This window comes from Alicyclobacillus tolerans, assembly GCF_048984885.1.
GTDB classification, from domain to species: Bacteria; Bacillota; Bacilli; order Alicyclobacillales; family Alicyclobacillaceae; genus Alicyclobacillus_I; species Alicyclobacillus_I tolerans.
Genome location: NZ_JBMGNK010000002.1, coordinates 353,122 through 370,580, shown reverse-complemented (window position 1 = coordinate 370,580; position 17,459 = coordinate 353,122). Strand labels below are relative to the sequence as shown.

The 17,459-nt window shown below is 48.7% G+C and carries 19 protein-coding genes; 4 read left to right on the top strand and 15 right to left on the bottom strand.

Going from position 1 to position 17,459, the window contains the following annotated elements:
• Positions 1 to 5: 5 nt before the first annotated feature.
• The 10 genes from cphA to ACOJUR_RS01905 form a co-directional block, all read right to left on the bottom strand.
• Positions 6 to 2,657, bottom strand: a complete 2,652-nt coding sequence (cphA, locus tag ACOJUR_RS01950; RefSeq protein WP_420949114.1) for a cyanophycin synthetase — start codon at positions 2,655 to 2,657, stop codon at positions 6 to 8.
• Positions 2,654 to 3,496 carry a cyanophycinase gene (locus tag ACOJUR_RS01945; RefSeq protein ID WP_238413599.1) on the bottom strand — a complete coding sequence of 281 codons (843 nt, stop codon included), beginning with the start codon at positions 3,494 to 3,496 and terminating at the stop codon, positions 2,654 to 2,656. The genes cphA and ACOJUR_RS01945 overlap by 4 nt, the downstream gene beginning before the upstream one ends.
• Positions 3,497 to 3,780: 284 nt before the next feature.
• Positions 3,781 to 4,044 carry a biofilm formation stimulator Veg gene (veg, locus tag ACOJUR_RS01940; RefSeq protein ID WP_072873722.1) on the bottom strand — a complete coding sequence of 88 codons (264 nt, stop codon included), beginning with the start codon at positions 4,042 to 4,044 and terminating at the stop codon, positions 3,781 to 3,783.
• A 151-nt stretch (positions 4,045 to 4,195) separates the two neighbouring features.
• Positions 4,196 to 5,062, bottom strand: a complete 867-nt coding sequence (gene yabG, locus ACOJUR_RS01935; RefSeq protein ID WP_072873628.1) for a sporulation peptidase YabG — start codon at positions 5,060 to 5,062, stop codon at positions 4,196 to 4,198.
• Between the two features lie 63 nt (positions 5,063 to 5,125).
• Positions 5,126 to 5,602: a ribonuclease H-like YkuK family protein gene (locus ACOJUR_RS01930; RefSeq protein ID WP_072873723.1), complete on the bottom strand. Its 477-nt coding sequence runs from the start codon at positions 5,600 to 5,602 to the stop codon at positions 5,126 to 5,128.
• Positions 5,603 to 5,693: 91 nt separating this feature from the next.
• Positions 5,694 to 6,566, bottom strand: coding sequence for a 16S rRNA (adenine(1518)-N(6)/adenine(1519)-N(6))-dimethyltransferase RsmA (gene rsmA / locus ACOJUR_RS01925; protein ID WP_306955075.1), 873 nt, complete (start codon positions 6,564 to 6,566; stop codon positions 5,694 to 5,696).
• A complete protein-coding gene (locus tag ACOJUR_RS01920) occupies positions 6,563 to 7,159 on the bottom strand; it encodes a ribonuclease M5 (RefSeq protein ID WP_072873632.1) in 597 nt (198 codons plus the stop codon). Before ACOJUR_RS01920 ends, rsmA begins: the two co-directional genes overlap by 4 nt.
• On the bottom strand, positions 7,152 to 7,946 hold the full coding sequence (locus tag ACOJUR_RS01915) for a TatD family hydrolase (protein WP_420949113.1): 795 nt from the start codon (positions 7,944 to 7,946) through the stop codon (positions 7,152 to 7,154). The genes ACOJUR_RS01920 and ACOJUR_RS01915 overlap by 8 nt, the downstream gene beginning before the upstream one ends.
• A complete protein-coding gene (gene metG, locus ACOJUR_RS01910) occupies positions 7,946 to 9,937 on the bottom strand; it encodes a methionine--tRNA ligase (RefSeq protein ID WP_420949112.1) in 1,992 nt (663 codons plus the stop codon). Before metG ends, ACOJUR_RS01915 begins: the two co-directional genes overlap by 1 nt.
• A 16-nt stretch (positions 9,938 to 9,953) precedes the next feature.
• Complete coding sequence (locus tag ACOJUR_RS01905) at positions 9,954 to 10,172, bottom strand: hypothetical protein (RefSeq protein WP_306955070.1); 219 nt, start codon at positions 10,170 to 10,172, stop codon at positions 9,954 to 9,956.
• A 300-nt stretch (positions 10,173 to 10,472) separates the two neighbouring features.
• Between ACOJUR_RS01905 and ACOJUR_RS01900 the strand changes: the two genes are divergently transcribed.
• The 3 genes from ACOJUR_RS01900 to ACOJUR_RS01890 are packed head-to-tail and all read left to right on the top strand — an operon-like array spanning position 10,473 to position 12,317.
• On the top strand, positions 10,473 to 10,730 hold the full coding sequence (locus ACOJUR_RS01900; protein WP_072873638.1) for a YhjD family protein: 258 nt from the start codon (positions 10,473 to 10,475) through the stop codon (positions 10,728 to 10,730).
• Positions 10,717 to 11,979, top strand: coding sequence for a DNA polymerase IV (locus ACOJUR_RS01895; protein ID WP_072873639.1), 1,263 nt, complete (start codon positions 10,717 to 10,719; stop codon positions 11,977 to 11,979). The genes ACOJUR_RS01900 and ACOJUR_RS01895 overlap by 14 nt, the downstream gene beginning before the upstream one ends.
• Complete coding sequence (locus ACOJUR_RS01890; RefSeq protein WP_306955067.1) at positions 11,976 to 12,317, top strand: YolD-like family protein; 342 nt, start codon at positions 11,976 to 11,978, stop codon at positions 12,315 to 12,317. Before ACOJUR_RS01895 ends, ACOJUR_RS01890 begins: the two co-directional genes overlap by 4 nt.
• A gap of 71 nt (positions 12,318 to 12,388) precedes the next feature.
• Here the strand turns inward: ACOJUR_RS01890 and ACOJUR_RS01885 are convergent, their stop codons facing one another.
• Positions 12,389 to 13,630, bottom strand: coding sequence for an NRAMP family divalent metal transporter (locus ACOJUR_RS01885; RefSeq protein ID WP_306955065.1), 1,242 nt, complete (start codon positions 13,628 to 13,630; stop codon positions 12,389 to 12,391).
• Between the two features lie 463 nt (positions 13,631 to 14,093).
• On the opposite strand from ACOJUR_RS01885, the gene ACOJUR_RS01880 reads away from it, so the two are divergent.
• Complete coding sequence (locus ACOJUR_RS01880; RefSeq protein WP_072873725.1) at positions 14,094 to 14,336, top strand: AbrB/MazE/SpoVT family DNA-binding domain-containing protein; 243 nt, start codon at positions 14,094 to 14,096, stop codon at positions 14,334 to 14,336.
• Between the two features lie 84 nt (positions 14,337 to 14,420).
• Here ACOJUR_RS01880 and rsmI read toward each other — a convergent pair whose 3' ends face one another.
• The 4 genes from rsmI to ACOJUR_RS01860 form a co-directional block, all read right to left on the bottom strand.
• Positions 14,421 to 15,335: a 16S rRNA (cytidine(1402)-2'-O)-methyltransferase gene (rsmI, locus tag ACOJUR_RS01875; protein ID WP_420950486.1), complete on the bottom strand. Its 915-nt coding sequence runs from the start codon at positions 15,333 to 15,335 to the stop codon at positions 14,421 to 14,423.
• A gap of 122 nt (positions 15,336 to 15,457) precedes the next feature.
• Positions 15,458 to 15,763, bottom strand: coding sequence for an initiation-control protein YabA (locus tag ACOJUR_RS01870; protein WP_072873643.1), 306 nt, complete (start codon positions 15,761 to 15,763; stop codon positions 15,458 to 15,460).
• A 70-nt stretch (positions 15,764 to 15,833) separates the two neighbouring features.
• Positions 15,834 to 16,493 carry a PSP1 domain-containing protein gene (locus ACOJUR_RS01865; RefSeq protein WP_072873645.1) on the bottom strand — a complete coding sequence of 220 codons (660 nt, stop codon included), beginning with the start codon at positions 16,491 to 16,493 and terminating at the stop codon, positions 15,834 to 15,836.
• Positions 16,486 to 17,430, bottom strand: a complete 945-nt coding sequence (locus tag ACOJUR_RS01860) for a hypothetical protein (protein ID WP_420949111.1) — start codon at positions 17,428 to 17,430, stop codon at positions 16,486 to 16,488. Before ACOJUR_RS01860 ends, ACOJUR_RS01865 begins: the two co-directional genes overlap by 8 nt.
• Positions 17,431 to 17,459: the final 29 nt, after the last annotated feature.

Below are 17,459 nucleotides of genomic sequence, written 5' to 3'. Positions count from 1 at the left end.
TGCGCTTAAACCATTGCGTAACCAGGTACCTGTTCGGCGTCTGCCTGCCATTGTGTAAGGGGCTTGGCCTGACGTGACTTGAGTTCTGTCAACAACGGTTCCAATTTTTCGTAGAAAGCTACCACCATATCTCCCGCTTTTGCCTTATCTAGTGCCGTCTGAAAAGCAATCAGTTCATCTTCAATGATTTGCAACGCACTTTGAGGAGCCAAACTTTGCATACGTTCTGCCATCATTTTGGCGATTTCGCCTGGTTGTCGTCCACGCTTATCCGCATCCTCTTTCACAATCGTCCAGTCAAAACAACCCGCCAACACCTCTGAAGAAGCGTAAACAACTTCATCAGCGCGATCGCCCGGAACACCCACAACCCCTATGAGATGATGGGCCCCCAACTGTTTCACCCACTCTGTCACACAAGCAAAGCCGTGAGGATTATGTCCATAATCAAGAATGACCCTTACCCGATTGGGCAACTCGTACATCATAGCGCGGCCAGTGTTATGCTGATTGGCATGAAAACCGAGCAATGCCGCCGCCACTTCCTGCCGGGTCAACCCGAGATGGCGCAACGCCGCTGTCGCAGCCAAACAATTTTGCACATGAAACTTGGCTGTCCCTAAAACGGTGAGAGGTATTTTCTCTATTGATACAATTGGATATTCAAAGCTCCCAACCGCCTCAACAATTTGCTTACGATTCAAGTAATAAGCTGTTCCTCCAGAGGCTAAGTGAAGCTGAATCTCATGGTTTTGTGTCTGCATTGAAAACAAGGCTGTTTTTGCTTTAATGCGCGAACGCATAGAAAGAACACGCTCGTCGTCAGCGTTCAATACGACACAACCGGTTGGTTTGACACATTCTGCTACCAACGATTTGACATGTACAATGTCTTCCAATGTGTCAATGCCGTCTTGACCAAGATGATCAGCTGTAATATTCGTAATCACACCCACATCAGCCAAGTCGTATGCAAGACCCCCGCGACAAATACCGCCACGAGCCGTTTCCAAAACAGCTACATCGACTGTCGGATCGGACAAAACCAGACGGGCACTGCGCGGTCCTGTGGTATCTCCTGACATCACTTGTACGCCATTGATATAGACTCCCTCTGTGGTCGTCATCCCTACCCTGACGCCTTGCCTCTCTAAAGCGTGGGCAATCAAACGAGTGGTTGTCGTTTTGCCATTGGTGCCTGTAATAGCGACAATGGGAATTCTTCCGTTGCTATTGTCAGGAAAGAGGGATGCAACAATAGCATCAGCCACGTCTCTTGAACGTCCTTGTGTAGGATATTGATGCATGCGAATTCCCGGCGCAGCATTCACTTCAATGACAGCCATATTCGAAGAAGATGGTTTGGCTAACGGATTGTCCATCACTATATCAATACCACATACATCCAGACCTACTGCTCTGGCTGTGCGAGCAGCCAAGGTTTTAAGAAGCGGATGAATTTGATCGGTGATATCCTTCGCATGCCCACCTGTCGAGAGATTTGCACTTTCCCTCAACCACACTTGTTGACCTGCTTGCGGCACAGAATCAAGAGAATAGCCCTGGCGAGTCAAGGTCTGATGAACAATTTCATCTACCTTAACACGTGTCAGCGGCCGCTCATGATCGATGCCCCGAAGAGGATCTTCATTTAAGATTTCAATCAATTCACTAACGGTCCGTTGACCATCTCCCTCTACATAAGGAGGTATTCTAAGACTTGCTGCGGCAAATTCGCCGCCTACACAAAGCAGACGCAAATTTTGTCCGCGGCAATAGACCTCAACCACGACTTCCTGGCTATACTCTGCTGCAATGTCAAACGCTTTTTGGATTTCTTCTGGACTGTTCAGATCGAGCGATACGCCTCTTCCTTGGTTACCGTAACGCGGTTTGACCACTACTGGTTGACCCAGACGTTCCCAGATTTGCACTGCCTCCTCAGAAGTAACGGCCACATCACCACGAGGCACCGGTATTCCTGCTTCTTCTAAAACGAGCTTGGTCAATTCTTTATCAGATGCGATATCTACAGCTACCGCGGAGCAGTTATCGGTAATGGTAGCGACCACCCTTTTGCAGTAACGGCCATATCCAAGTTGAAGAAAACTTTGCCCGCCGATCCGTCGAACTGGTATGTCACGCCTTTCAGCAGCTTCCAAAATCGCTTTTGTACTGGGGCCAAGTTCTGTAACCGCCAGGATATCTTGTGCTTCCTGCAATACGCTCTGCAAGGGAAATGCCTGCCCTTGCAATAGATTTTCTACGCATTCCAACGCTTTGTAGAGAAGAAATTTTTGCGCAGCATACGCTTTACACTCAATAACTATATTGTATATACCTGGACCGTCTGCATAGAGTGTCTTGCCATAATGTACGTCGATTTCCAGCAATGTACACAATTCTATACAAACATGTTCCACTATGTGCCCAAAATACGTTCCTTCTTCAAGGCGCTCCAAAAAACCTCCAGGCTGACCTTTTGCACAGTGGTGCTCCGACAGTCCTGGCAAGAGTTGAAGCAAACGTTCATGAAAACCCGGAAACTCTTTGCTCTCGCGCTCTGTCAGTTCTTCTAAATGGATACGGGCCTGAAGTATAGGTTTATAAAGAAATAAATTAGGCCCTTCAATATGCCGTACAGAGACGATTCTCATTCTGACAGCTCCTTGTCGCTCTGCTCCCGATAAGCGGACCAGTCTGTAATGGCTTCCCGCCGACGCATATGGAACCCGTATCCATCTGGTAGCACATGCAGGCGTACGCCACAGAGTGCAAGTGATTCATCTCGATGAACCTTATCTAAATTGCTGTAAAGCAATTGTCCAGCATCGACAATAGAAACCGCGCCACGCCCAATCACCCGCAGCACACCTTGATGCACAGAAATGGCTGTATCTTCATCAATTCCCATACCAAGATGGTGCGGATATTGAGCTACTGCCGAGAGTAGTCGTCCAAGCCGGCCGCGCTGGGCAAAGTGTTGGTCAATAACGACGCCATCTAAAAATTCCATACCGGGGGCCATATCTACAATAGATATGCGCGGATTGGTCTCCGCCTCGCCGCTGACAATCATGGTACTTGACATCATGGATGCACCCGCGCTCGTACCGCCAAGTGGAATGCCGTTTGCGTGCGCCTCATGAAGTGCTGCGTCTACGCGTGTCCCTCCCAGTAACTTGGTAATCCGCAACTGATCTCCACCTGTAAAATAAATGCAAGTGGCATCGCGAATCATTTCCACCGCACTATCCCGATTGGCTGCGCTACGGTTAGAAACGTCAAAAGTGCGCACATCAGCTGCGCCCAGTTTTTTAAACACCTCGATATACTGCGTTCCCACTTCGATTGGATACTCAGTGGCCACGGTCATAATGAGGACACGGGCGTGCCGACCGCCTCCAAGTTCCAAAAAATGTCTAAGAATTCTGCATTCATTCTGCTTGTCCTCTGCTCCACCCACTACTACAAGTGGTCCAGCTTGAGGGGCCACAGACTTCCCTCCTCTCGTGGAACAAGGCATAGTTTTTGCGCAGAAGCGCAATCATATTCCATTTTTAGATGAACCCCTCAGAGATTTTGGCCATATTTTTTCAAATATCTAGATAACGTAGGCGCGAAAACGAAAAAATAAAAGAAGCCGTACGCTAAAGCGCCGACTTCAGGAGAAACTTAACCATATCAAAATCTATTGAGATTGACCTAGATGTCAAATTTATCGCTTCTATCTCTAAAACGAAACGCTGCGGCTACCAAATGCCCGCCATCACTTGCCTGCTACATGAGCCGCGTGTTTTCGCCGTCTTTGCATAGAACCAATTCAACAGTCTCTGTCAACACGTCAGCATAACTGTAGGAAACGCGTTTAAAGGAACCATCAGGAGGATCAAGCTTGACGACAAATACAGAGGGATAGGTTTCCTCAAGCACACCAAAATGCTCAACTGTTTTCCTGCGCCCTCCGTTGGCCCGCAATAACAGGCGCTCACCAACCAGACCTTCAAGATTTTTTTTAATTTCGTGGAGCGCATTTTTCGCCAACACACACCACCTCTTTCCAACAAACAGTATATCATCAAGAAAGAGGCATGTCAACCTAAAGCGTACATTATAGCAACGCATGAATTTTGTTGTCAATGGGTAAACTACATTCTTTTTTTATATTTTCGTCCCGAAGCCATTAAGCTTTCATTTAAAAGGAGGATTTCGGAAGTCCAAGGCGATATTTTCCGCGCGACTCCAATCCGCCTACACCATCAATGCCTGTATAGGTCGCCTTGACGACATCGTAGAGATTGACCGTCTCGTGAATCGGCGTATAAGCAATTTTCTCCGCAATAAAGACCGGATCGAGCGCATGAATCATGATGCGCTGCGGGGAACTGGCAAAATTGGCACCCGCGTCAATAATACCTTCAAAATGGGATTGGCAGGCTCCTGCAATAATAACGAGATCGTCCATATTCCGCACGCGCTTGCGGGCATTAGCCACTGCGCGGATAAAATGCAAGGAGTTGCGGTAATTTTGTATGTCTTTCAGATCTTTTCCTTTGCGAATCACACCATCGTGTCCAGTAATAATCAGGATGTCTGGCTCATGCTTCTCAATCAGCTGTACGACCATATCCGCCATTTTGTGCTCGGCCAAATGTTCTCCTATTGCCCGGATACCGAGTTCGCGGTACATCGCCAAACATTTCTGTAAATATGCTCCATCTCCGTCGAGGTGTAGAACTCGTCCGGGCCGTTCAAAAAAATCCGGATTCGATTGATAGCGCGTTTCCCTGCGCAACGCTCGCTTCTCCAAATCGACAGCCCGTCTGGACTGAATCAGCTTGAGACTTTCTCCTTCTACTTTGCTGCGTCTTGCTTCAAAGACGCGTTGCTCATCTTCAGAAACAGCCTCCAGATCGTCATAAGGAGCGTCGGCAATCAGCCGTACATCCATACCCTTGAGAATAGCTGTAGAAGTTTCTTCATCAACCTCCACAATTTGAAAGAAAACGTCTTTGCCGTATGATTTTCGAACCACACAGTCACCTGGCTTCCACACGCGCATCCCTCCCGTCCGCCGTTGATGCATCAGCCTATGCGAAGGTTGCGCCGAATGTGTTTGCCAGGCTTACGACTTGGTATAGCGATCGGCCACTTTAGAGGCACCGTAGGAATCTGGCTTGATACGCGCTTCGTAGCCGCTGGAAGTAATCCAGGCCACAATCTCACGAATCATGTGATGTGTCGCACCGCGTTCGCCAATATCCAGATGTACCTCTACGCGCAGGCGTTGAGGCAAAGCAGGGAGAGCTTCAAATAACATGCCTCCTACCTGGAGAGAGTAGGAGGCTTCTGTAAACATGCGCTGACGCAAGGATTCCATATGCATGAGTTGTTCTCGATGGATGAAATATTGGGCGCCTTTACCGACGTGATGCAAGATAATGGCTGTCACGAACGAGACGTGATGCGCCTGCGGTTTAGGCTGAGAATCCGAGCCTATAATGAGGCGAAATTCGTCGTTCGGATGATGGCTAAGCGCAGCCTGAATTCTTTCGGCTACTTCGTCGAGCGTCAGTCTCCCGTAAGTAGGACTCTCAAACATCCACACATCGCATCACTCTCCTGCAGATGGACCACCATCAGGAATGGTAGAAACTTCAGGATATCCTTGTGCTTTGTTCTTATTTTACCTCTTATTGTACGCCATTTTCGACAAACGCATTAGCCAAGCGTGCAAATTCTTGCAAATCAAGCGTTTCTCCGCGCCGTTTGCCGTCAATTTGAGCACAAGCGAGAAGATGGGTTACTGCCGATTTAGAAAGACTCAATCCACCTGCCAAGGCATTATCCAATGTTTTGCGGCGCATGCCAAAAGCTGCACGCACAACCTTTCGCAAGGCTGCTTCACGCTGTAACGGATAGGGAGGTTGTGAACGAACCGCTAGACGCACGACACTCGACTCCACCGTAGGAGGAGGCAGAAAACAGTTGGCCGACACATTCACCACACGCTGTACTTCCGCCCGCCATTGAGCCATCACTGTGAGTACGCCATAGTCTTTGCCACCAGGCTTGGCGAGCAAGCGATCGGCTACTTCTTTTTGCACCAAAATCACCATATCACTAACGGGAAGATTACTTTCAAGTATATGAAAGAGCAGCGGTGTAGTGATGTAATACGGCAAATTGGCGGCTACTACCAACCGTTTCACTTCGCCCCAATGCTGCCCTACCCAATCCTCCAGGGAAACTTCCAGAGCGTCGGCAAAAAGCAAAGTCACATTGTCTGTTCCAGACAGCACCTCCTCCAGCACAGGTCGAAGGGATTCATCTTTTTCAACCGCCAAGACCCGTGCTGCTCGCTCTGCCAAACGGGTCGTCAAAACCCCAGCACCCGGACCAATCTCAATGACGCTCGTATCAGCATGGATGTCTGCCGCATCAACGATGCTGTCTAGAGCGTGACTGTCTATGAGAAAGTTTTGTCCTAACTGTTTTTTGAGTGTAAATCCATGGCGGCCAAGCAATTCCCGCAGGACAGATGGTCGCGTGATATCTGGTTTCATGCCTGATGCGTCTCCTTTTCGTGGTCGTAGAGCCGCTCCAAAGCTATGCGCCATTCTTCACGCGTAACACCCAGAGCGTTTAATTTGTACACAAACGACTTGCTGTTGCCACCGCCAATGCCAAGCCAGTCGCCCAACCATTGACGCCGTTCCATGGCTTCAGGACAAGCCGTGAGCCCGTTTTCCTGCAAATCAGCAATGGTAAAAGGCTGGTTGGCAGTTGCCTCTTGATCTTGCACGCGAGGTCGGCGCACAGCCAGCAATACTTGACGAATATCTTCTGGTTGCGCGTGTTCAATACCTAGTTTCTGGCCGCCCACCGCCAAACGCTTCGGCAGATGAGCATGCAGACATCCTGGCACAGCCCGATCAATGCGCTGGCGAATGCGTTGACCAGGCCCATCGGGGTCGGTCAAAAGAATGACCCCCCGAACTTGCACCGCCCGCCGTAAAGCATGGTAGGTTGCGCGACTGAAACGCTCGCCGCCAAGCACCCAAACGTCTGCTTCCACCGCCTCCCGAACACGTTGCCAATCATGCACACCCTCTACCACAATCAATTCAGGGATGCGCGGCAACGACTGATCAGCCATGCCTCTGCCCCTCTCCCTCTCCAATTTTCATAAACAGGCGCAGAGCATTGGCTCGCGTATAGTCACATATCTGCTCGTAGCTTATTCCCTGCGCTTGCGCCAAACGCTGTGCAACCAGCTGAACATACGCAGGCTCGTTGCGCGTTCCACGATGCGGATGGGGAGTCAGGTAGGGCGCGTCCGTCTCCACCAGCAGCCTGTCCCTCGGTACCGTCGAGGCTACAGCCTGTACATTGCGCGCATTCTTAAACGTGATGGATCCGCCAAACGACAAGTACATGCCCATAGCTAGACAAATTTTGGCCGTCTCTTCACTGCCGTTGAAACAATGCATGATACCGCCCACTTCTTCCACATGAGCCTCTTGCAGACACTGCAGAACATCTCCTGTGGATTCGCGGTTGTGCACAATGACTGGCAATTGGAGACGGCGGGCCATCTCAATCTGGCGAACAAACGCTGCCCGCTGAACGTCGCGAGGCGCAGCGTCCCAATAGTAGTCCAGTCCAATCTCGCCAATTGCCACTACACGCGGATGTGCAGCCATAGTTTCAATCGCCGCGTAATCATCATCAGAAACGCGCCCTACCGCCTCTGGATGAATGCCTACCGCAGCATACACCCCTGAGTACGCCTCAGCAATTTCAAGGGCCTTTCGCGAACTTTCCACATCCACTCCAGGTACAACTATTTCTGTGACACCTACAGCGCGAGCACGCTCTATAACGTGCGGCAAATCTTCCCGAAAACGGTCATCCATCAAATGGCAATGGGTGTCAAACAGCATTATTTCACAACACTCCCATTCGGCAGACCTTCAGGCACAGTAACCAGCTTTAAGGTGTCTCCCGACGAAGCCGCCAAAATCATGCCATTGGATTCTACGCCTCGCAGCTTGACAGGTTTAAGATTGGTCACCACAACAACCCGCGTTCCCAACAGCTCTTCCGGACGATAATGTAGCGCTATTCCAGAGACAATTTGCCGCGTCTCACTACCAAGGTCGACCTGAAGCTTGAGCAATTTATCCGCCTTGGCGATTTTTTCAGCAGCCACAATCTGACCTACACGCAACTCCACTTGCCCAAACGTATCCACACCAATCAGTGGCATCTTCTCCTCTATTGGCTGCTGGCTGGCGTCAGACGAAACGGTTGCCGCGCCAGGAACTGCAGCAGATGGGGACGCAGTTGTCCGCGCACCCATTAAGGCATCCAGTGCTGCAATCTCTTCAGCTACATCAAGTCTAGGAAAATGCGGTTTTTGCTCGATCACGTTGAGACCCGCACTGTGCTGGCCAAACTCGCGCAACGAGGCCCAGCTAAAAGCGTCTACCGGGAAACCAAACTGCGCAACCACAGCACGAGGAAAATCTGTCATGAACGGCTGTACAAGTATCGAAAGGACGCGAATCGTTTCTACCATATGATAGAGCACCGTATCCAGCCGCTCCTGTTGATCATTCTTGGCCAGCGCCCAAGGAGCAGTCTCGTCAATATATTTGTTGCCCTGACGTACCAACTTCCACAGTGCCTCCAGCGCCACAGAGAATTCCAACCGTTCCATGTGCGCCTCTACTGCGTCGACTGTCTCATCCACTAAATGAGCCAAAGCGAGATCGACCGCTTCCCGCTGCCCCGGGCGCGGCACCACACCTTGCCGATAACGATGCAACATAGCCACACTGCGATGAACAAGATTGCCCAGATCGTTCGCCAAATCAAAATTGAGCCGTTCAATCAACGCTTCCGGTGTGAAAACGCCATCCTGTCCGAACGGAATTTCACGCAACAAGAAATAGCGAATCGCGTCTCGCCCATAGCGCTCAATGAGCAGAAGCGGATCGACCACATTACCTTTGGATTTGCTCATTTTCCCGTCTTTCATCAGCAGCCAGCCATGAGCGTAGACCTTCTTCGGCAACGGCAAACCAAGCGCCATTAAAAAGATCGGCCAGTAGATGGTGTGGAAACGGACAATCTCCTTGCCCACCAGATGGACGTCTGCAGGCCAGTAGCGTGCAAACTGCTCCTCCTTTTGCGGATCAGACGATCCATAACCAATAGCCGTAATGTAGTTGGTAAGCGCATCGAGCCAGACGTAGACAACGTGTTTCGGGTTGCTTGGCACATGTACGCCCCAATCAAAAGAAGTTCGAGAAACACATAAATCTTGCAAGCCAGGTTTGATAAAGTTGTTAATCATCTCGTTTTTGCGCGATTCTGGTTGTATGAATTCTGGATTTTCCTCATAAAACTGGAGAAGTCGGTCAACATATCGACTCATCCGGAAAAAGTAGCTTTCCTCTTTGGTGTAATGCACAGGACGGCCACAATCAGGACACTTGCCGTCCACCAATTCGCGTTCACTCCAGAAAGATTCACAGGGTGTGCAATACCACCCTTCATAATCGGATAAATAGATGTCCCCCTGCGCAACCAACCGTTCAAACAGGGCCTGCACCACTTCGGTATGACGGGACTCTGTGGTGCGGATAAAATCGTTGTAGGAAATGTCCAACTCTTTCCACAAATTTTGAATCCAGGCAATAATGCCATCGAGAAACTCGAGTGGTTTCTGACCAGCAGCCTCCGCGCTTTGCTGGATTTTCTGGCCGTGTTCGTCCGTCCCTGTAAGAAACATGACATCGTAGCCACGCAACCGCTTATAGCGGGCAATGGCATCAGCAGCTACCGTGGTATAGGCGTGCCCAATATGCAAGCGATTGCTCGGGTAATAAATAGGTGTGGTAACGTAAAATGTTTTTGGATTCGTCATGTTAAAACTCCCTTCTCTATCCATGCCAGTCCATACCAATCGGTGTAACACCAAAAAGCCCGCCCCTGTTTGGGGCGAGCTGTATAGCCGCGGTACCACCCAAATTCATGCGCTCGGGCTGAAAAATGATGTTGGTTGGAACTGCAATCATCATTCTCATTACCGTATGACGCACCTCTGGCAAGCGGACATGCTTTTCTGTCCACTCTGTCCGGTAACGGGGACTTCCGCGCAAACCTCGCCCCTACGCTCAGCCTGCGGCCTCCAAAATCATACTCCCTGGCCACCTCGCCATCGGCTCGCACCCTCCCGACTCGCTGCGGACTGTGCGCCAGGTACCCTTTTTTCATAGGCTCTTATTCGAGATTCGTTTGACAATAAAGCTCTTGGAGAAATTCTACAAAACCCTATCCACTTCGTCAATTCAGCATTTCATTCAATCCCCTCAAAATTTGACAAAACTTTTCGCTTGATTTCAGCGCAGAAATGCATATACTGATAAATACGAACATATGTTCGTTAAGGGTGATCAATCATGAGACCAACTTTAGCCATTCGCGGCCTCCTTCTGCTCGATTTGGCAGAGCGACATATCCATCAACAACGGGCACGCTTACTTCGCCTTTTGAAGGAGAGCCAAACAGAGATTGTAGACGTGATGGAAGAAGACTTGGAGTGGGTAGTCAAATATAAAGAAAAAGGATACACACACGAAGCCATTTATATGCGCCCCATGCTGACAGCAGAGCTGGAAGCACGGATGCAACTGGGTCCTGTCCATGAGCAGCACTGAATGGATTGTAGGTCTAGTGGATATGCAAAGTTTCTACGCGTCAGTGGAGGTGGCCACCACTCCAGCCTTCACAGCCAGCCGGCATTTAGAATGCGATGAGAGCGACCCCCCACTCGCCGTTACAGGTGATCCAGAGCGACGAAGCGGTATTGTTTTGGCCGCCTCGCCAACAGCCAAAGCAATGGGCGTTTCCACCGCCATGCGACTGGGGGAAGCTGTCCGCGCATGCCCAAAACTCATCTGCGTGCGACCACGCATGCGTCTTTATTTGGAAACTTCTCTGCGTATTCAAGAGACCATTCGTCAAATGTTCCCTAAGGCAGAATCTTTCTCGATTGACGAATGCTTCTTTGCCTTTCCTTATCCAAGCCATTTTTTTGCCGATCCGTTACAAACCGCCAGCGAATTGCGCACCCGTATCTGGGATCAATTTCGTATTCGTTGCCGGGTGGGTCTCGCTCCTAACAAATGGGCAGCCAAAATGGCCAATAAGGCGGCCAAACACAGACGGGGCGGCGTGATCTGGTGGACGCAAGATCAATTGATACACGAATTGCACGCACTACCTGTAACAGAGATGTGGGGACTGAAACGGCGCGCGCAAATATTAATAGAAGAGTTTGGATGCCAAACAATTGGCGATGTAGCACGCTTACCACTGGGACGTTTGCGGACGCGGTTTGGTGTATGGGGAGAGGTTATCCAGCGATGGGCCCAAGGCCAGGATGGCAGCACTTTGAACGACAATGCGTTACAGACGCCGCATCGGGGTTACAGCAACCGCACTACGCTACCTCGCGATTTTTATCAGAGAGAAGAAGTAGCGGTAGTAATTTTAGAACTATTGGACGAAGTCTGCTCTCGTACCCGTTACACACAGCAGTGCGGGCGGCGCATAGGGCTTGGGCTGACCTACGAGGGCATGACAGGTGGATTTTTCCGTGCCAAAACCCTGCCGCGCCCAACCAATCGCAGTGAACAACTTTACCCGATTTTACTCTCCCTGCTCGATACGCATTGGGACGGAAGTGGCGTACGAGCTGTGAGTGTCTCACTCGATTTGCTGACTGAGGAAAGCGGTACACAGCTCGATCTCTTTGAAAATGTGCCGCGCCGCCAGCAACTTTGGCGTACTGTGGACCATTTACATGCCACCTTTGGCGAAACGAGCATTATCCGCACCAGCAGTTTGTTGCCTGCGGGCCAAAAACACACACGGGCTGTCAAAATAGGAGGTCATTTTGCGTGAAGATAAATGAAGGAAATATTTTCGAATCCATGCGTCTCCTGCTTCCCGAACATCGCGCAGCAAGTGCCGAATTTCGCCGCCGAAAGGAGCGTCTGCCACAACCCTTGCTGGATGAACAGCAACTGGAATCTTTGAATTGGGCTATGGAACAATTGCTTTCCCTTCATCTTCCAGCCCTTATACAACTAGAAGTTTTCCAAAACGGCAAGCGCAAACCTCTGAGCGGATGGCTGACACACGCTACGCCCTCTTCTCTGCATCTACAAGCCGAGCAGAGAACGCACAAAATCCCAAAAGAAGATATTCTCCGAATCCATCTAGACGAGTTCAGCGATTGAAACACTGGATTCAGAAATCGCACGCGACATATGGAAAAAACAAGTTCCACCTGTCAAAAGAGGCCAACTGTTTAGAGAGATACTAACGTATACAGTCCAAACACCATCACCAGCAAACAAATGGCCCATACCATGTATTTATAAGCGCCTTTCATTCGCCATTCATCCGGCAACGCTTTAGCTTCCAGCAGCAAAAGAAATCCTAAAACAATCGGCAGCAAAATAGCGTTCATCACTTCAATATCAATATTCAATTGAACCAAGTCCACACTGAGTAAAACCCATACAGCGCCAAGCACGTGGGCAAGAGTATATATTGAGTAAAACCAACGAGCATCACGCCAGCGAGCATTGAGACTGTGCTGAATTCCAAATGCTTCGCTGACTCCCCAAGCGCCGGCAATCGAGACCACCAAAGCAGCAATCATACTCGCCCCAAGCATCCCCAAGCCCAACATCCAACGGGAAGCTTGCTCCCCCATAAACGGCGCCACAGCAGTAGCAATCTGTCCAATCGTATTTAAAGCTTGATGTGGATGAGCTACCGCCAAAACCACAACTACAGCCAGCATAATCAATTGGGTCACAATCGCCCCAATCAAGGTGTCTCGTTTAGCGGTGGGCATATTTTCCAAACGCAAACCTTTGTCAATGACTGCACCTTGCTGATAAAAAATCATCCATGGCATAATCACAGCACCTACATTGGCAGCCAATAAAAACAAATAATTACGATTAGATAATGGAATCTGCATCATCTGATGAGTCAATGCGGAAATACTCGGATGCACCCAAAACATAGCTACTACAAAAAACAACTGAAAGAGACCCATGGCGATACCAACTCGTTCAACACGACGATAACTGCCAGAGACGCCAAGGACAATTAATAATATCGTAGCAGCACTGACGCTCCAAAGCTTGGGTATGCCAAACATGGCACTCACACCCGCAACACCCGAAAACTCTGTGACCAAAGCGCCGACCGAAGTGATAAACAGGGTAATGACAGATAGAAGGGCCCAATTTTTCCCGAACTTTTCACGAATCAGCGTTCCATGTCCCTTACCCGTCACAATCCCTAAACGTACAGTAATCTCCTGCACAAAATAAAGAATCGGCATCAACACGATTTGTGGCAATACCATACGATATCCCCACATAGCTCCTGACTGAGCGGCGGTAATCACACTGCCTGCATCCGTATCTGCCAACATGACCATCAGTCCTGGTCCAAGTATGCTGACAAGCAGCATCAGTTTGCGCAAACGGCCCGCCGGCATCATCACATCCGCACGATCTGCATTTGGCAATCCCCAAACCTCATTTCTTCATATCCGCCAAAAGTGCCACGCCATCTTCTCGCAATCTCTTTGGCCGATCCGTTCTAAAAGTTGAGTAAAATAATCATGTTTTGACGAAGAAATTATATAGTTAGCCTAAACTAATTGCAACAGTTTGTTGGCTCTACAAAAATTTTTTTATCAAGTTAGAAGGAACTTGTTGAACCCAGTAGAATATCTATTTTTTGGATCGAGTTGTGATCCGTGTCACATTTTGTCTAATATGTGAACAGAGATCTGACAAGATTCGACAAAATCTTTTGCAACAACTGTAAGGTCTTGCAAAAATTTTGATATCAGGTATAGTAGAGACAATTCTGGCGAAAGTGTAGAGATTTTGAATTCGTCATATTCATTCTCTTCCTTTTTATCCAGAGAATAAATAAAAAACAGGATCCGTTAGCAAAACTAAATCTTAAGTCAGGGGATGATACTGGTGAAATCGACAGGTATTGTTCGTAAGGTGGATGAACTAGGACGCGTAGTAATTCCCATTGAACTTCGCCGTACACTAGGTATTGGCGAAAAGGACGCTCTCGAAATTTATGTAGATGGCGACCGAATTATTCTGAAGAAATACGAACCAGCTTGCATATTCTGCGGACAGGCAGATGAAATTGTTCATTTCAAAGGTAAAAATATCTGCCCATCATGCATTTCTGAAATGCAGGCTTAAGGACTTACAGCTAACTCTTACAATTCGCTTAGACAAGCTGCTTTTACTCTTTTTGAACAAACAAAGAGTAAGAGCAGCCTTTTATCACGAGTCTCCCTGCGAAAGTTGCTTCAATGCAAGCTGATACAGTTGACTACGTGACACCGCCAACCGCTTAGCCACTTCACGGACAGCATCACGCATAGATTGCCCTTCTGCCATAGCAACGTTAACCTCATCCAGGGCATACTCCAAAGGCGATTCCTCAGCCATCTGCTTATCTAACGATTCCTTTTCCGTATCCATTACCGTAGAAGAGAGAGCATATTCTGCCAAATCCAGTACAAGAACAAACTCTCCACGTATTTCCTCACTACTGATCTCAGACTCTATTTCTTCCACCGGCCCCCGCCAAACCGTTTCATGCTGTTTCGTCAATTCCTTGCAAACAGCCATGGGGCAATTGGGAAACATTTCTTTCACCAACTGCAAAGTCGTTTGCAGTCGATGCGGGGCCTCATAAATCACCAAAGAACCCTGATAATGCTGATAAGCTGCCAACTCTCTACGAGCATTTTTTTTGTCACGTGACAAAAAACCATGAAAAGCAAAACGCTCCGAAGTCAAACCACTGACCACCAACGCCGATAAGACCGCACTGGCACCTGGTATCGGAATAACGGGTACTCCCATCTGGATAGCCGCCCTCACAGCGGACTGACCGGGATCGGACACACAGGGAGTTCCAGCATCTGTGACAAGCGCAACTGAATCACCGTTTTCCCAAGCAGAGACTAATATGGGAAGACGATGATTCGAATTATGCTCGTGAAAAGAAATCAGTCGCTTCGCATGGATTTGATAGCGTGATAGCAGTTTACGAGTCTGCCGAGTATCTTCAGCAGCCAACAGTTCTGCACTTGCCAGTGTTTCAAGAAGGCGCGGCGTCACATCATCCAGATTGCCAATGGGCGTGCTACATAGATAAAGTTTCGGCCCTGTATCGCCGAAACTTTTCATCTTGACCAAAAGAGCATGCCACCTCCTGCAACCATCAAGCCAAAAATGGAATCATTCTAACTGGAGAAAATACGCCTTAGAATTGCAAAATCGTATCAAAAGACGGTCCAAAATAGAACCGTCTAGTGTTTCCCAAGAAAGGACAGGCAGAATAAGCATTCTCCATCTGTGCGCAAGCTTCCGTAGTTGACATGACAGACGTGGAAGCCCTCTTCATAAATACGCAACAAGTTATGATGCGATTGCGAATCCCCCATGGGTTCGTCCTCTTGCAACTGTTGCAGTAAGCGACTGTTCTCTTGCTGCAAGCGCTGATTTTCCTCTATTAATTGCAGGATTTTCTCCTTAAGAGAACCTAACTCCATGTACAGTTCTCCCAAGCGCTCTTCCATATTGGCAACCTGAACAAACAGAGACGCTTTATCCATAACCTTCTCCTATCGGTAAAAGCGGCTAACTTTTTCAACGCTTGGCTGACTTGTATCAGCAAACGAGCGGCTAGACAATAATGCTTTCATCCTGATACGAATCGTTCTCAAATTTAAGGCAACACATTAAACGTCCGCACAAGCCGGAAATTTTTGATGGGTTGAGGGAGAGACTTTGGTCTTTGGCCATACGAATGGAGACCGGATCAAACTCGCCCATCCAAGTGCTGCAACAGAGCAAGCGTCCGCAGGGTCCAATGCCGCCAAGCATCTTAGCCTCATCTCGAACACCAATTTGACGCAACTCGATACGAACTTTAAAAACACTTGCCAAGTCTTTCACTAACTGACGAAAATCAACACGGCCTTCGGCTGTAAAATAAAAAATCAATTTATTGCGATCGAAAGTATATTCCGCATCAACCAACTTCATCTCCAGACCGTGGTGGTCGACTTTTTCACGAAAAATCCGCATGGCTTCGCGCGCTTTTTCCATATTATAAGAAACCATCTGACAATCTTCTTCTGTGGCGACTCTTAAGACTGGTTTCAGGGGAAGCACTACGTCTTCTTCTCCTACTTCCCTGCGACCTACAACCACTTGACCGAATTCTACACCGCGAGCAGTTTCCACAATGACACTGGCGCCCTGCTCAATGACAGCTTCACCGGGATCAAAATAATAAATTTTACCGGCGGCCTTAAAGCGAACGCCAACAATGCTATACACCAATCCTCACCCCTCGCAAACAAATGCACATTCTCTCCACATTCAACTGCGGCATCACATGCGCAGCGTGCCTGCGAAGTGTTTCCTGCACCACATCAGCCGCTTGAGTCCAAATCTGCACGGGCCAGCGCTCCAGTGAGTGCCGCTCAAGCAAAACAGGGAAACGCAAATTTTGGCTGTCTCCTAAAGAAATGTGTATCATATCTCGAAATACAGCTAACAAGAGCTGTAGACCATTGGCCAATTGAACACTCGAAAATATTTTCAGCCACTGTTGGGCTAATAAAAGCGGTGATTCTGGTGTTGCCATCCACGCTTCAATCCATTGTAGCACCTGCTCGAAACTACCTGCAATCGAAGATTCTTCTCCTTCCAAAGCAAGCAGGGATTGGTGAACCACCGCATCCTCCCAAGGAAAAGAACGACCTGACTGCATTTCATAAGCAAAACTACGTGAACGCAGAGTAGGCAACACCCCACCCAAAGATTCTGCCAAGAGTATGGCCAGTATTTCCGACTCTGGCTCTTCCAAACATTTCAAAAGACGATTGGCGGCCACTAAAGACAACTTGTCCAATCCAGGAAGAATATAAATTTTTTTTTGCCCATAATGCGCACGTCGGCTCATCCATACCTGTAACTCTTCCAAACGAGCTGTCTTTATCGGAATTTCCGAGTTGTCAAAAGTAAAAACGTCAGGATGGATATGAGCAGCAAATTGGCGGCAAGAAGAACATCTGCCACAAGGGCGCGATTCATCCTGACAAAGCAAAAACTTGGCAAACTGGCTGGCAAACTGTTCAGTAGTTTCTCGTGGACCCGTCAGAAGCAAAGCATGGGGAAGTTGTTGCTGCATCCAGGCTCGCTCTAACCCAGCAAGCGCAGGATATTTTTGGGTCCAAGAAAGAAAAAATGGACTCAGCGAGTCTTCTACCATCGCTGGCCCTCCTCTATCAAAATCGTAGA

What these genes read in the sequence shown, in the direction of transcription:
- cphA (WP_420949114.1), bottom strand. Translation starts at nt 2,657, where the DNA reads ATGAGAATCGTCTCTGTACGGCATATTGAAGGGCCTAATTTATTTCTT.
- yabG (WP_072873628.1), bottom strand. Translation starts at nt 5,062, where the DNA reads ATGCGCGTGTGGAAGCCAGGTGACTGTGTGGTTCGAAAATCATACGGC.
- ACOJUR_RS01930 (WP_072873723.1), bottom strand. Translation starts at nt 5,602, where the DNA reads ATGTTTGAGAGTCCTACTTACGGGAGACTGACGCTCGACGAAGTAGCC.
- rsmA (WP_306955075.1), bottom strand. Translation starts at nt 6,566, where the DNA reads ATGAAACCAGATATCACGCGACCATCTGTCCTGCGGGAATTGCTTGGC.
- ACOJUR_RS01920 (WP_072873632.1), bottom strand. Translation starts at nt 7,159, where the DNA reads ATGGCTGATCAGTCGTTGCCGCGCATCCCTGAATTGATTGTGGTAGAG.
- ACOJUR_RS01915 (WP_420949113.1), bottom strand. Translation starts at nt 7,946, where the DNA reads ATGCTGTTTGACACCCATTGCCATTTGATGGATGACCGTTTTCGGGAA.
- metG (WP_420949112.1), bottom strand. Translation starts at nt 9,937, where the DNA reads ATGACGAATCCAAAAACATTTTACGTTACCACACCTATTTATTACCCG.
- ACOJUR_RS01900 (WP_072873638.1), top strand. Translation starts at nt 10,473, where the DNA reads ATGAGACCAACTTTAGCCATTCGCGGCCTCCTTCTGCTCGATTTGGCA.
- ACOJUR_RS01895 (WP_072873639.1), top strand. Translation starts at nt 10,717, where the DNA reads ATGAGCAGCACTGAATGGATTGTAGGTCTAGTGGATATGCAAAGTTTC.
- rsmI (WP_420950486.1), bottom strand. Translation starts at nt 15,335, where the DNA reads ATGAAAAGTTTCGGCGATACAGGGCCGAAACTTTATCTATGTAGCACG.
- ACOJUR_RS01870 (WP_072873643.1), bottom strand. Translation starts at nt 15,763, where the DNA reads ATGGATAAAGCGTCTCTGTTTGTTCAGGTTGCCAATATGGAAGAGCGC.
- ACOJUR_RS01860 (WP_420949111.1), bottom strand. Translation starts at nt 17,430, where the DNA reads ATGGTAGAAGACTCGCTGAGTCCATTTTTTCTTTCTTGGACCCAAAAA.